The 14,347-nt window shown below is 73.3% G+C and carries 8 protein-coding genes and 1 tRNA gene; 2 read left to right on the top strand and 7 right to left on the bottom strand.

Features of this window, described 5'->3' with window-relative positions:
* Nucleotide 1: 1 nt before the first annotated feature.
* The 3 genes from ACIRVH_RS35990 to ACIRVH_RS36000 all read right to left on the bottom strand — a co-directional run bounded on the left by ACIRVH_RS35990 (nt 2) and on the right by ACIRVH_RS36000 (nt 5,931).
* Entirely contained in the window at nt 2–3,157 is a 3,156-nt protein-coding gene (locus ACIRVH_RS35990) for a BTAD domain-containing putative transcriptional regulator (RefSeq protein WP_403962694.1), read from the bottom strand.
* A 454-nt stretch (nt 3,158–3,611) separates the two neighbouring features.
* Nucleotides 3,612–4,505: a glycosyltransferase family 2 protein gene (locus ACIRVH_RS35995; protein WP_403962483.1), complete on the bottom strand. Its 894-nt coding sequence runs from the start codon at nt 4,503–4,505 to the stop codon at nt 3,612–3,614.
* Nucleotides 4,506–4,713: 208 nt separating this feature from the next.
* Nucleotides 4,714–5,931, bottom strand: a complete 1,218-nt coding sequence (locus ACIRVH_RS36000; RefSeq protein ID WP_403962486.1) for a cation:proton antiporter — start codon at nt 5,929–5,931, stop codon at nt 4,714–4,716.
* Nucleotides 5,932–6,148: 217 nt separating this feature from the next.
* Between ACIRVH_RS36000 and ACIRVH_RS36005 the strand changes: the two genes are divergently transcribed.
* A complete protein-coding gene (locus ACIRVH_RS36005; protein ID WP_403962489.1) occupies nt 6,149–7,132 on the top strand; it encodes an ATP-binding cassette domain-containing protein in 984 nt (327 codons plus the stop codon).
* Nucleotides 7,129–7,923: an ABC transporter permease gene (locus tag ACIRVH_RS36010; protein WP_403962491.1), complete on the top strand. Its 795-nt coding sequence runs from the start codon at nt 7,129–7,131 to the stop codon at nt 7,921–7,923. The genes ACIRVH_RS36005 and ACIRVH_RS36010 overlap by 4 nt, the downstream gene beginning before the upstream one ends.
* On the opposite strand, the gene ACIRVH_RS36015 is transcribed toward ACIRVH_RS36010, so the two are convergent.
* From ACIRVH_RS36015 to ACIRVH_RS36030, 4 genes are all read right to left on the bottom strand, one after another.
* Complete coding sequence (locus tag ACIRVH_RS36015) at nt 7,901–11,047, bottom strand: ATP-binding protein (RefSeq protein WP_403962494.1); 3,147 nt, start codon at nt 11,045–11,047, stop codon at nt 7,901–7,903. The two genes, ACIRVH_RS36010 and ACIRVH_RS36015, sit on opposite strands and share 23 nt — an antisense overlap.
* 161 nt (nt 11,048–11,208) lie before the next feature.
* Nucleotides 11,209–11,282, bottom strand: a tRNA-Thr gene (locus ACIRVH_RS36020).
* A 109-nt stretch (nt 11,283–11,391) separates the two neighbouring features.
* Nucleotides 11,392–13,023 carry an alpha/beta hydrolase gene (locus ACIRVH_RS36025; protein WP_403962497.1) on the bottom strand — a complete coding sequence of 544 codons (1,632 nt, stop codon included), beginning with the start codon at nt 13,021–13,023 and terminating at the stop codon, nt 11,392–11,394.
* Nucleotides 13,024–13,119: 96 nt separating this feature from the next.
* A complete protein-coding gene (locus ACIRVH_RS36030) occupies nt 13,120–14,325 on the bottom strand; it encodes a DNA polymerase III subunit delta' (protein WP_403962500.1) in 1,206 nt (401 codons plus the stop codon).
* Nucleotides 14,326–14,347 lie beyond the last annotated feature (22 nt).

Raw genomic sequence — 14,347 nt, forward strand, 5'->3', positions numbered from 1 at the left:
CTCACGGGGCCGAGGCCTCGGCCAGCAGCTCGCGCAGCTCCTCCAGCACCGTCTGCTCGTCGGTGCCGTCCAGGGCCACGAGGGCCGCGCGCCAGGCGTCGTACGCCGCCGGCCGCCGCCCCTGCTCGCTCAGCAGCAGCCCGTGCTGGTGGCGGGCGAGGCCGCCCATGTAGCGGTCGGCGCGGGCGTCGGCCCGGCGCAGCAGCTCGGTGCACTCCTCGGCTGCCCGCTCGACCTCGCCCAGCCGGCGCAGCGCGCGGACCAGACCGAGCCGGGTCTGCGACTCGCCGTGCCAGTCGCCGTGTCCGCCGAGGATGCGCAGGCTCTCCTGGAAGTGCCCGGCGGCAGCGGCCGGTTCGCCGAGGGTGAGGTGGGCGTAGCCGATGTTGCAGTGCGCGGAGTGCTGCACGATGACCGCGCCGATCTCGTCCCCGATCGCCAGCGAGCGCCGGTGCTGCTCGATGGCGGCGCGCGGGTCGGTGTGCTCGTAGAGGTTGCCGAGGTGGCTGCGGGTGACCGCCTCGCCGTAGGGGTCGTTCAGCTGCCGGGAGTGGGCGAGGCTCTGCCGCAGCGCCTCGCCGGACTCCTCGAACCGGCCGAGCCCCTCCAGCAGCAGCCCGCGATTGTTCAGACAGCGCCGGATCCAGGAGACGGTGCCGAGCCGCCGCCAGATCACGAGGGCCTGGTCGGTGAGGGCGAGAGCGTCGTTCTGCCGGCCGGTCAGGAAGTGCAGGCCCGCGAGGTCGCCGAGGGCGTACGCCTCGGCCGCCTCGTCCCCGAGCCGCCGCGCCGCGCCGAGCGCGGCCTGCCCCAGCACCTCCATCTCGGCGACCCGGCCGTTGCGCTGCACGTAGGGGAAGAACAGCCGGACGAGCGTGGAGAGATGGGCGGCCCGGCGGTCGTCGCCCGGGCCGGCGTTGCGCTCCACCAGCGCCACGATGTTCTCCAGCTCCACGTCGCCCCAGGCGAACGCCCGCTCGGCGGACTCGAAGGTGCCGAGGGTCGCCACGTCCGCCGCGTGCTCGGGCGGCTGGGCGGAGGTGGGCCGCAGCCGGTCGTCCTGGTCGAGACCGGGCTCCACGATGGTGACGAGGGCGCGCTCGGCGGCGGCCGCGTACCAGCGCAGGGCGGTCAGGTCCGGATCGGCGCCGGTGGCCGGCTCGGGGCTCTGGCCCGCCAGTTCGCGGGCGAAGTCACGGACCAGGTCGTGCGGGGCGTAGCGGCCGTACTCCGTCTCCTCCAGCAGGGCCACGTCGACCAGCCGGTCCAGGGCGGCCTCGGCGCGACGCGCGTCGGTACCGGTGAGGCGGGCGACCAGCGGGGCGCCGTAGGTGGGCAGGTCGAGCGCGCCGATGCGACGCAGGGCGAGGGCCGCGTCCCGGTCGGCCTCGCGCTCGGCGGCTGCGAGCGCGTCATGGGCGACGGCCAGGGACCGGCGGACGCTCAGGTCGTCGTACTCCAGGTGGTGCAGGCGGCCTTCCGTGGCGGCCAGTTGACCGGCCAGCACGTCCGGGGTGAGGGCCCGGCGGGCGGCCAGCCGGGCGGCGACGACCCGCAGCGCGAGCGGCAGCCTGCCGGTCAGCTCGACCAGGGCGTGGCTCGCGTCGAGCCCCTCGCGTCCGCTCACCGCGCGCAGCAGTGCGGCGCTGTCCTCGCCGGTCAGCGGGCCGAGCGGGAAGCGCCGGGCGCCGTCCAGGGCGGTCAGCGGGGAGCGGCTGGTGATGATCACGGCACAGCCGGGTCCGGCCGGCAGCAGGGGCCGTACCTGGGCCGCGCTCGCCGCGTCGTCCAGCACCAGCAGGATGCGGGCCGGGGCGAGCAGGGAGCGGAGCAACGCGGCCGCCGCGTCAGGGTGTTCGGGGATGTTGCGGGGCTCGGCGCCGAGGTCGCGGAGCAGGGCGGTGAGCGCCTGGCACGAGGTGAGCGGGGCCATGCCGGGGGTCGCACCGTGCAGGTTCACGTACAGCTGACCGTCGGGGAAACGTTCCCTCAGTTCGTGGGCCACGTGCAGGGCGAGGGCGCTCTTTCCCACGCCGGCCATGCCGCTGATCACGGCGAGTCGGCTCCGCCGGGTGACGAGGGTGTCGTGCAGCGCCTTGGTCTCGGGGGCCCGGCCGGTGAAGTGTGCCGGGGGTGCCGGGAGTTGGGCCGGTGCCGGTGCATGGGTGGAGGCCCGGCCCTCGGCCGGGTTCGGGTTCCCATCCGCACCGCCCGTACCGCTTTCGCCGTCGGGCGCGGGTGGCTCCTGCGGGGGTTTCTCGCCGTCGGCGGCCGCGGGGGCGTAGACGCGCTGGGCGGGGACCCGGGCGCTCCTTTCCCCGGCTTCCGGCGCCGGGGCGCCCCGCAGGACCTCCACGTGGGCCTCGCGGACCGAGCGGCCCGGTTCGATGCCGAGTTCCTCCACCAGGCGGGCACGCAGGTCGCGGTGGACGGCCAGGGCCTCGGCCTGGCGGCCGCTGCGGTGCAGGGCGAGCATCAGCTGGCGGTGGTACGCCTCGCGCAGCGGATGCTCGGCGACCAGGGCCGCCAGCTCGGGGACGAGTCCGGCCAACCGGGCTCCACCGAGCGCGAGTTCGGCGTCGTACCGCCATTCCAGCAGGAGCAGCCGCGCCTCCCCCAGGCGCTGCACGAGGGCGTAGCCGCCGAGGTCGGCGGGGAGTCCGCTCAGCGGGGTGCCACGCCAGAGCGCGAGCGCGGCCGTGCAGGAGCGCACCACACCCGCCCAGTCCCGCCGGGCGTGCGCGGCACGCGCCTCGGCGACCCGGGCGTCGAAGACGTGCACGTCCAACTCGCCCTCGTCCACGCGCAGCAGATAGCCGGGCGCCACGGCCCTGAGCCGCTCGGGGTCGTCCAGCAGCCGGCGCAGCCGGGTGACGTGGTTGTGCAGCGAGGCCTGCGCGGAGACGGGGGGTGCCCCACCCCACAGGGCGTCCTTCAGCGACTCGACCGAGACGACCCGGCCGGCCTCCAGCAGCAGCGCGGCGAGCAGGGCGCGGACCTTGGGGCTGCCGATGGCACGGACGAGGTTGTCGGGAGCGTCGGGGGTCTCCGGGGTGCCGAGGACACCGCCAGAGGCGCCGTACGAAATCTCGTACGGCTGTCGGTCGTACAGGACGGGCGGTCCCAGCAGTCCGAACCGCAGCTCGCACCGCCGCATCCCGCTCCACTGCCTTCCCACGCGGTCCTGTCCGACCGTGCTGCACGGCGGACGTGTGCCCGCCGGTCCCTGGCGGAAATCCGCCCCATTCACAACGATTTTCCGCCAGCCACCACCTGTTGGCCGGGGCCGGAATCCGTTAGGGTTCCTGCCTACTAGCCCTGCCGCCCGGCTACTTCCGGCCAGCCGAACCGCGACCCGCGGAAGAACCGTTGGCCATATGTTAGCGATCCGTTGGTGGGCCCTGATGTGATCTTTCCATCGGATCCGGCCCGACGGCGCGCGCGGCAAGTCGCGTAACTCGGGGGAGTGTCGCCGCAGGCCTGATCCGGGGACGCAAGGGTCCCCGGTCGGCGGAGGTGAACGACCGGGGACCTGTCCCGCCCCCTTCGCGCTTTCGCGCCCTTCTCGCTTTCGCGCCCTCGCGCCTTCGTCGCCCCACGCCGCCCTTCGCTCAGATGACGGGCGGGCGCCCGAGCCGGGTGAGCCGCCACACCGTCCGCCAGCGCATCGGCCGCCGCTCGCCGGGCGACTCCCGCAGCCCCTCCGCGAACCCGCCGAACCAGGCCCGCAGCCCGGCCGGGGAGCGGGTGCGGGCGAGGGTGAGCAGCAGCCACGCCCCCAGGTGCACCGGGACGAGCGGCAGGGGCAGCCGGCGCCGGACGAGCCAGACCCGGTTGCGGGCGTTGACGCGGTAGTAGATGGCATGCCGGGCCGGCGAGGTCTTGGGGTGCCGCAGCAGCAGTTCGGGGGCGTAGAGGATCTCCCAGCCGGCGTCGGCGGCCCGCCAGGCGAGGTCGGTCTCCTCGTGCGCGAAGAAGAACTCGGCGGGCCAGTCCCCGGTCTCGGCCAGCATCGCCATGCGGAAGGCGTGCCCGCCGCCGAGGAAGCCGGTGACGTAACCGCCGCGCAGGGGGTCGGACTTGCCCACCCGGGGCACGTGCCGCTGCTGCGTCTCGCCGTGCTCGTCGGCGATGCGGAAGCCGATGATGCCGAGGCGCGGGTCGGCCGCGAACAGCTCACGCACCCGGCGCAGCACATCGGGGTCGACGAGCAGTCCGTCGTCGTCCAGTTCCACGACCGCGTCGACGTCGTCGTACTCCCGCAGCCGGGCCAGGGCGACGTTGCGGCCGCCCGGGCAGCCGAGGTTCTCCTCGACGTCGATGGTCGTGACCTCGCCCGGCAGGGACAGCCGCTCGGCGAAGTCGGGCAGCCGGCAGCCGTTGCCGACGATCACGATGCGGGCGGGCGCGACGTCCTGTTTGGCCACGGACTCCAGCAGGGCGTCGACTTCGGCGGGCCGGTTGCCCATGGTCACCACGGCGACGGCGATCCTCGGCTCCACCACGTCCCTCACCCCATCCGACCGACGGCGGCACCGGCGTCCTGACCGCGGGGCGCTCGCCGTTCACCAAGATGTTGCCTCAGGTGCGCCGGTTCATCTGACGCAGATTCACTTTGCAGCCCCTTTGCTGCGGTTTTGTGTGCACCTTTCCATGGGGCGCGGGAACTTCAGCGGGCCGCGGGAACTTCAGCGGTGGCTCCCCTCCCCCGGCTCACCACGACTCCGCACTCTCGACGACCCCCGACGGCCGTTCGGCCCTCTCGCCATGGCCCGCGTGGATCCGGAGCGCGAGGAGGGGAAAGATCAGGACGGAGAGCATGGCGGCGCCGACGAGAGCGGCGGCCTCGCCCGGGGCGATGGACCGGTCGGCGAGGCCGATGGTGGTGATGGCGACGACGAGGGGCAGGCACGTGGAGCCGTACAGGAGCAGGGCGGCGCTGTCCCGGCGGGTCAGGTCGGGCGGCGCCAGCAGGTAGAGCGGCAGGCCGCGGACCAGGAGGAAGAGCAGCAGGAAGGCCGGCAGCAGGACGAGGGAACGACCTCCGTGCAGCAGCGCGTCGAGGTCGAAGTCGATGCCCGTGACGATGAAGAAGAGCGGGACCAGGAAGCCGAACCCCATCGCCTCGATCCTGCTGAGCACTTGGGCGCTGCGCTCAGGGGCGGCGGCGTGCAGGATCAGGCGGGTGATGACGCCGGCGGCGAAGGCGCCGAGCAGGATGTCCAGGCCGAACGCGAGGGCCAGGCCGAGCATCGAGGCGAGCAGCAGCATGACGAACCGGACGGCGGACTGGCTGCTGCTGTCCAGGGTTTGGGTGATCAGCCGGGAGAACCAGGGCGGACGGGGCCGCAGTGCCCACCACACGCCCGCCGCGGTCACGGCCGCGAACGCCACCAGGACCGCGGTGGCCGCGCCCGGCCTGCGGCCGCTGAGCAGCAGGGCCGTGGCGATGACGGGACCGAACTCACCGACCGCGCCGAAGGCGAGGACGACCGTGCCGAAGCGGCCGCGCAGGTCCCCCGAGTCACGCAGGATCGGCAGGACCGTGCCCAGGGCGGTGCTGGTGAGCGCGGTGCCGATGACGAAACTCTTCGTGGTCTCGCCGCCGGTGAGCGCGAAGGCGATACCGAGGCCGGCCGCGAGGGAGATGACCCAGGCGGCGATCGAGCGGTTCAGGACGGTGCCGCGGACGGCCGCGAAGTCGATCTCGTAGCCGGCGAGGAAGATCAGCATGGCCAGACCGAGGTTCGACAGGACGTCGATGACCTGATCGTGGTGGGCCCAGCCGAGAACGTCGGGGCCGATGACGATGCCGAGCACGATCTCGAAGATGACCAGCGGGACGGGGATCCAGCGGCTGCTGCCGTACGCGAGCAGCGGCGCCAGCACCGCGATGGCCATGATCAGGATGAGCGTCCCGGGATGCGACATGCCACGCAGTATCTAGGCATTCGACAGCAAAAGGGATGAAGCATCCGGCAGACACCTGGCGTCCCGCTCGGGGCGCGGCCGCCACGCCGCCGGCAGTCCGATCGTGCCGGGCAGAGCAGCGGTGCGGAGGAAGGAGGGCCGGTACGGGGGCTCCCCCCCAGGCGGTTGAAACCGCGCTGAAACCACGCTGAACCGCCCCGGCCGCAAGCTCTGCGGCATGACGACGACAGACCACGAACTCGCCATCGCAGCCACCGGGTTGCGCAAGTCCTACGGGGACAGGACCGTCCTGGACGGCATCGACATCCAGGTGCCGGCCGGCACGATCTTCTCGCTCCTCGGCCCGAACGGTGCGGGCAAGACCACCGCCGTCAAGATCCTCTCCACCCTCATCTCCGCCGACGGCGGCCGGGCCCGGATCGCCGGACACGACCTCGCCGCCCAGGCCCAGGCGGTACGGGCCGCCATCGGCGTCACCGGCCAGTTCTCCGCCGTCGACGGGCTGATCACCGGCGAGGAGAACATGCTCCTCATGGCCGACCTGCACCACCTCTCCAAGCGCGAGGGACGCCGGGTCACCGCCGAGTTGCTGGAGCGTTTCGACCTCACCGAGGCCGCGAAGAAGCCCGCCTCCACCTACTCCGGCGGCATGAAGCGGCGCCTGGACATCGCCATGACCCTGGTCGGCAACCCGCGGATCATCTTCCTCGACGAACCGACGACCGGACTCGACCCACGCTCGCGGCACACCATGTGGCAGATCATCCGCGAGCTCGTCTCCGACGGCGTCACCGTCTTCCTCACCACCCAGTACCTGGACGAGGCCGACGAACTCGCCGACCGCATCGCGGTCCTCAACGGCGGCAAGATCGTCGCCGAGGGCACCGCCGAGGAACTCAAGCGGCTCGTGCCCGGCGGACACGTCCGGCTCCGCTTCACCGACCCCGCCGCCTACGAACGGGCCGCGACCGCACTGCGTGAGGCCTCCCGGGACGACGACTCCCTCGCCCTGCAGATCCCCAGCGACGGCAGCCAGCGCGAACTGCGCGCCATCCTCGACTGGCTCGACGCAGCCGACATCGAGGCCGACGAACTCTCCGTGCACACCCCGGACCTGGACGACGTCTTCTTCGCCCTGACCGGCACCGCCACCGCCACCGCCACCGCCACCGCCACCGCCGACAAGGAGACCGTCCGATGAGCGCCCCCGCCCAGGCCTTCCGCGACAACCTCACGATGCTGCGGCGCAGCCTCCTGCACGCCCGCCGCTACCCCTCCCTCACCCTGAACCTGCTGCTCACCCCGATCATGTTGCTGCTGCTCTTCGTCTATGTCTTCGGCGACGTGATGAGCGCGGGCATGGCCGGCGGCCACGCGGACCGCTCCGAGTACATCGCCTACATCGTCCCCGGCATCCTCCTCATGACCGTGGGCATGACCTCGCTCGGCACCGCCGTGTCCGTGGCCACCGACATGACCGAGGGCATCATCGCCCGCTTCCGCACCATGGCGATCTCCCGCGCCTCCGTGCTGACCGGCCACGTGATCGGCACCGTGATCCAGACCATGCTGGCCCTGGCGCTGATCCTGGGCATCGGGGTGGCCTTGGGCTTCCGGCCCGACGCCACGCCGCTGGAGTGGATCGCGGCGGCCGGCCTGATGGCCCTGGTCAGCCTCGCCCTGACCTGGATCGCGGTCGGCATCGGCCTGGTGAGCCCGAACGCCGAGGGAGCCAGCAACCTCGGCATGCCGCTGACGATGCTGCCGCTGCTGTCCAGCGCGTTCGTGCCGGTGGACGCCATGCCGGGCGGGTTCCGCTGGTTCGCCGAGTACCAGCCCTTCTCGCCGGCCATCGAGACCCTGCGCGGGCTGCTGCTGGGCAGCGAGATCGGCACGAAGAACGCGGTGCTGGCGGTCGGCTGGTGCCTGGCGCTGACCGTGCTGGGCTACCTGTGGTCCAGGGCGCAGTTCAACCGCGAGCCGCGGAGTTGAGTTCGCGCAGTGCCGCGGCCCGCAACTCCTCCTGGCCCAGGGTGGCGTACGCCGATCTCGCCTCGGCGTAGGCCGCCCTGTCGGCGTTCTCGGCCGCCTGCCGGGACCGCGCCGAGGACAGGGTGGGGAGGTCCCGCATCACCGGCATCCGCTCCGCCAGCGCCATCAGCCTTACCGCCGCCGCGTCGTCGCGGGCCAGCCCGGTGAAGCCGAGCGCCAGCAGCACCGTGCCGCACACCGAAAGTTCCGGCAGGTCCCCGGCACCCGGGGAGCCGGACAGCACCCCGAGCAGCCGTACCCGCAGGTGCTCGGCCAGGTGGGTCACCGGCTCCAGCCGGCCGTGCTGCGCGTGCGCCGCGAGCGCGGCCGCCTGCACCTGGAGCGCCCACGAATCCAGGAAGGGATCACCGTCCACCAGCAGGCTGCTCTCCCGCAGCCCCTCCGCCGCCTGTCGCCACAGGCCGAGGCCGACCTCGGTCAGCCCCCGGGCCAGTGCGATCTCCGCCCGGGCCTGCAGCCCTTCGGGAGTGAAGGTCTGGGCGTGCTCCGGCTGCCGGTCCGGGGCGGCGAGGCCCAGCCAGTACTCCGCCTCGTCGACCTCCCCGCGCTGCAGACAGGCGGACACCAGCCCGTAGCGGACGCCGATCGCGTCGGACCAGTCCCCGACCTCACCGAGCGCCTCCGCGGCCCGCAGATGCTCGTACGCCTCCGCGCCGCGCTCCGTCTTGAGACACAACTCGCTGATCCGCCCGCGACTGAGCAGCATCATGAACGGATTGCCGAGCGACTCCACCGCGGTGAGCATCCGGCGGGCGCACTCGAGCGCGCGCTCCGTCTCGTACGTGGATTCCCACACGTAGCTGGCGACGCCCGCCGCGATGCCCGCCAGCATGGGCTCGTCGGCGTCGCACAACTCCTGCAGCCGCGCGTACCGCGGCGGGTGTATGTCCGGGACGGCACCCAGCACGACGGCCAGTGCCCGCGGCACGGTGTCCGACGGGGCGGGCGGCAGGCGGCGCAGAGTGGCGAGCTGGCGCACGGCGTGCGGGCCGTGGCCCATGAAGAGGCCGGCCGCGCACACCACCGCCGCGCTTCGGGCCGCCTCCAGATCCTCGGGGTCCTCCGGCCCCGGGCGGAAATGGGACAGCGGCCCGCCGGTCTCGGCGGCGAGCGCGGTGAGCCGGGCGTAGTTGTTGCCGGCGGACCACACGCAGGCCAGTGCGGCGGTCACGGCGGCGACGGCCGGCGCGTCGGTGCGGGCCAGGGCGTGCCGCAGCGCCAGGACGAGATTGTCCTGCTCGGCACGGACGCGGCCGAAGGCGGCCAACGCGTCACCGCCGAACAGCCGGTCGTGGTGCGCCCGGCCGAAGTCCCGGGCCCAGCGGAGGAACCGGCCGGTCACCGCCTCGCCCTCGCCCGCCTCCTCCCGCCGGGCGGCACTGAACTCCCGCAGCGTCTCCAGCATGTGGAAGCGCACCCCCGAAGGGCTGTCGCCCACCTTGATCAGGGACTGGCCGGCCAGCTGCTCCAGCAGATCCAGCGCGCCACCGGTCTCGCCGAGCACGTACTCCGCCGCGTCCACGGTGAAGCCCCCGGGGAACACCGACAGCGCGCGCAGCGCCGCCCGGCCGTCGCTCTCCAGCAGGTTCCAGCTCCACTCGACCACGGCCCGCAACGTGCGATGCCGTTCGGGTGCGTCCCGGGCGCCGCCGCGCAGCAGCGCGAAACGGTCCTGCAGGCGGCGGGCGATGTCGGCCACGGAGAGCACCCGCACCCGGGCCGCGGCGAGTTCCACGGCCAGCGGCAGCCCGTCCAGGTGGCGGCAGATCTCCGCCACGCGGTCGGCGGGCAGCTCCACACCGGGCCGGGCGGCCCGCGCCCGTTGCTCGAAGAGTTCCACCGAGGTCGCCGGGGACAACTCGGGCAGCGCATGCACGGACTCCGAGGTCAGCCCCAGGGGTGCCCGGCTGGTCGCCAGCACCCGCAGCTCCTTGGACCGCGACACCAGCGCCTGGACGAGACCGGCCGCACCGGCGAGTACGTGCTCGCAGTTGTCCAGCACCAACAGGGTGGGGCCGGGCCCCAGCGCGGTGACGATGCCACTCACCACGTCCCCGCCACCGGCGAACTGCCGTACGTCCCCGGTGCCGACCGCCGATGCCACCTCGTCGGCCACATCCTCGTCGGCGGTGGCTCCGGCCAGGGCGACGAAGTGCACCACGGGCTGCGCGGCCGCCCGGCTCACCGCGTACGAGAGCCGCGTCTTGCCCAGCCCGCCGGGGCCCACGACGGTGACCACCCGCGCGTCGCGCAGCAGCCCGGCGACGGCGGCGATGTCGGCGTCCCGCCCCAGCAGGGGGTTCGGCTCGTGCGGCACGCCGTGGCGGACGGGTGGGGTGTCCGCACGCAGCAACTCCTGGTACACGGACCTGAGCCGGGGCCCCGGATCCGTGCCCAGCTCGTCGCGCAGCCCGCGTCGGTAGGCGTCGTACCGGGTCAGCGCCGCGGCCCGGCCCGCCGTGGCCGCCTCGCAGCGCAGCAGCTCCGCCAACACCTCCTCGTCGCGCGGCAGTTCGCGGACCAGCTCGGCCAGCGGCGCGGCGGCCTCCTCCCTGCGCCCCAGCCGGGCCAGCGCGAGCGCCCGGTACCGCACCAGCGAACGGAGCGCCGGGACCCGGTCGGCACGCAGCGCCGTCACCGGATCGTGCCGCTCCTCGCCCTCCCCGGCCCCCAGGCCGCCGTCCCACAGCGCCAGCCCCTGCTCGGCCCGCGCCAGGGCACCCTCATGGTCCCCCGCCCGCGCGCACTCGGCGCTCGCGGCCTCGTGCGACAGCAGCGCCGAGCTGTCGACCTGCGCCTCGTCCAGCGCGAGCCGGTACCCCGTGGGTGTGCTCACGATCAGTCCGGCACCGAACTGTGCCCGGAGCCGCGACACCAGCACCTGCACCGCCTTGCCGGGCCGCTCGGGCAGTTGCTCCGCCCACAGCCCCTCGACCAGCCGCCCCGTACTGCACCCGGTACGCAGCTCCCCGGCCAGCAACGCCAACAGTCCACGCAGCCGGGGCGCCGTGATCTCCTGTCCGCGACAGGAGACTCGGGGCAGCAGGGTCAACTCGGTCGTCACGCCTGAAGACTAGCCAGCAGCGCGCCGAACACACTCCCGAATCCGCCGCCCTCACAGGCCACGACGACGCCGTGGCCACCGGCTCGCACAGCACGTTCGAGAACGCGCACCGGGCAACAGAAAACCCCAGGCCAGAAGCGTCTGACCTGGGGTTCCGACGGAGCCGCTTTCGGGATTCGAACCCGAGACCTACGCATTACGAGTGCGTTGCTCTGGCCATCTGAGCTAAAGCGGCACGCTGTCCGCACTTATGGTGCGATCAGCAACGTCGGTAAGTCTACACAGTTTCCGGGGGTGCTTCGCACACGCCCCGGAGCGCGGGGGTCCGGGGCGTGCCAGAGGTGCTATGAGCAGCGCTTTCCGGCGGGCGGCGGGGTGCCGTGGAGGAGGTAGGTGTCGATCGCCGAGTCGATGCAGGAGCTGCCGCGGCCGTAGGCGGTGTGGCCGTCGCCGACGTAGGTCAGCAGGCGGCCCGAGGAGAGCCGGCGGGCGAGGGACCTGGCCCAGGGGTAGGGGGTGGCCGGGTCGCGAGTGGTGCCGACCACGACGATGGGGGCCGCGCCCTTCGCCTCGATGCGGTGCGGCTCGCCCGTGGCCTTCACCGGCCAGTACGCGCAGTTCAGCGAGGCCCAGGCCAGGCTCTCGCCGAAGACCGGGGACGCCTTCTCGAACTGCGGGACGGCCTTCGCCACCTGCTCGGGGGCGGTGAAGGCGGGCGGCAGGTCGAGGCAGTTCACGGCGGCGTTGGCCATCATCAGGTTGCTGTAGTGGCCGTTCGCGTCGCGTTCGTAGTAGCTGTCGGAGAGAGCGAGCAGGCCGGCTCCGTCGTTCTTCTGCATCGCCGAGGTCAGCGCGTCACGCAGTTGCTGCCAGGTCCCCTCGTCGTACATCGCCGCGATCACCCCGGTGGTGGCCAGCGACTCGCCGAGCTTGCGGTGGTTCGCGTCGCCCGCCGGGATGGGGTGGGCGTCCAGCTTGCGGAAGAAGGCCTGAAGATGGTCGCCGACCTGGGCGGGTGTCGTGCCCTTGCCGCCGAGCGGGCAGTCGGGCCGACGCACGCAGTCCTTGGCGAACGCCTGGAACGCCGTCTCGAAGCCCGCCGTCTGGTCGAGGTTGAGCTTCCGGGCGTCCAGGGAGGGGTCCATCGCCCCGTCCAGCACCAGACGGCCCACCCGGCCCGGGAACAGCCCCGCGTACGTCGCCCCGAGGAAGGTGCCGTACGACGCCCCCACATAGTTCAGCTTCGGGTCGCCGAGCACCGCCCGCAGGATGTCCATGTCCCGCGCCGCCTCGACGGTGGACACGTGCCGCAGCAGCTTCGCCGAGTGCGCCCCGCAGCTGTCGGCGAACGACCTGTACTCGCTGACCAGCGCGTTCTTCTCCCGCTGGTCGTCGGGCGTGCTGTCCGTCTGCGTGTAGGCGTCCATCCGGCGTCCGTCGAGGCATTCGACGGGCTCGCTGCGGGCGACGCCGCGTGGGTCCATCGCGACCATGTCGTAGCGGGCGCGGATCTCGGCGGGGTAGCCGATGCCAGCGTACTGCTGGAGGTAGTCGATCGCGGAGCCGCCCGGGCCGCCCGGGTTGACCAGCAGCGAGCCGAGCGGCCGCTCCTTGCCGGTGGCCTTCTTGCGGGCGACGGCGAGCCGGATGTCACCCGAGCCGGGCTTGGCGTAGTCCAGCGGCGCCACCATCGTGGCGCACTGGAAGCCGGAGGCACCGCAGCTGCGCCAGTTCAGGTGCTGGGTGTAGTACGACGACAGCGCCGACGGGGTGGACCGCGGCAGCGCGGCCAACGCCGCCTCCGCCGCACGTCCGGACGACGCGGTCGAGCTGCCGGCGGAACAGGCGGACACGAGCAGCGCGGCGGCCGCGAGGAGGCTGCCCGAGACGCGCGCGGTCGCCCGGCGGGTCCGGTTTCGGGTCCGGGTTCCGCTCCGGGTGGTGTGCTTCCGGCGAGGGGAAGGCCAGGTGTGCATCGGACGAGCGTAACGCTGAGCTACAGGGTGGGTGCGGTGCGTTCGGACGGTGGCCTCGTACGGGGGACGCAGTCCGTCAACCACCGTACGCCCGGCTCACCCCGCCCGCAGTGCCATCGTCATCGCCTCCACCGCCAGCAGCGGAGCCACGTTGCGGTCCAGGGCCTCGCGGCAGGCGGCGATCGCCTCGATGCGGCGCAGCGTGGCCTCCGGGCTGCTGCCGCGGGCCAGCCGCTCCAGGGCGTCCTCGGTGTCGCCGTTGGCGATGGCGACCCGTGAGCCGAGCTGGAGGGCGAGGACGTCGCGGTAGAAGCCGGTGAGGTCGCCGAGAGCCACATCCAGGCTGTCGCGCTGGGTGCGGGTTCTGCGGCGCTTCTGCATGTCCTCGAGGTCCTTCATCACGCCCGCCGTACCGCGCGGCAGCCGGCCGCCCTGGGCCGCGCCGAGCGCCGCCTTCAGCTCCTCGGTCTCCTTGCCGTCCATCTCCTCGGCGAGCTGCTTGGCGTCCTCGGCGGCCGCGTCGACCAGCTCCTGGGCCGCCTTGAGACAGGCACCCACCTCGTCCAGGCGCAGCGGGAGCCTGAGCACGGCGGCGCGGCGCTCACGAGCCGCCGGGTCGGTGGCCAGCCGGCGGGCCCGGTCGACATGGCCCTGGGTGGCGCGGGCGGCGGCCGAGGCGACCTCGGGTTCGATGCCGTCACGGCGGACGAGCATGTCGGCGACCGCGTGGACCGAGGGCGTCCGCAGGGTCAGGTGGCGGCAGCGGGAGCGGATCGTGGGCAGGACGTCCTCGATCGAGGGGGCGCACAGCAGCCAGACCGTCCGCGGGGCGGGCTCCTCGACGGCCTTGAGGACGGCGTTGGCCGACTTCTCGTTCAGCCGCTCGGCGTCCTCGACCAGGATGATCTGCCAGCGGCCGTTCGCGGGGGAGGTGAACGACTTGCGGACCGTGTCCCGCATGTCCCTCACCAGGATCTCGGAGCCCACGGCGGCGACCGTGGAGACGTCCGCGTGGGTGCCGAGCAGCGCGGTGTGGCAGCCGTCGCAGAAGCCGCAGCCGGGTGATCCGCCGAGGGCTCGGTCGGGGCTCACGCACTGCAGGGCGGCCGCGAAGGCCCGCGCCGTCTGGTTGCGGCCCGCTCCGGGCGGGCCCGTGAACAGCCAGGCGTGGGTCATCTTCGACGCCTCCGGCGGCGGCTGGCCCGCTGCCGCGGCCGTGACCAGGGCGTCGGCGTCCCGGGCGGCGGCGTCGAGCACCGCGCTCACCTTCTCCTGCCCGACGAGGTCGTCCCACACGGTCATGGGTCACGCCGCCCTTCCGTCA

Source organism: Streptomyces sp. NPDC101165, from assembly GCF_044768135.1.
GTDB lineage: Bacteria > Actinomycetota > Actinomycetes > Streptomycetales > Streptomycetaceae > Streptomyces.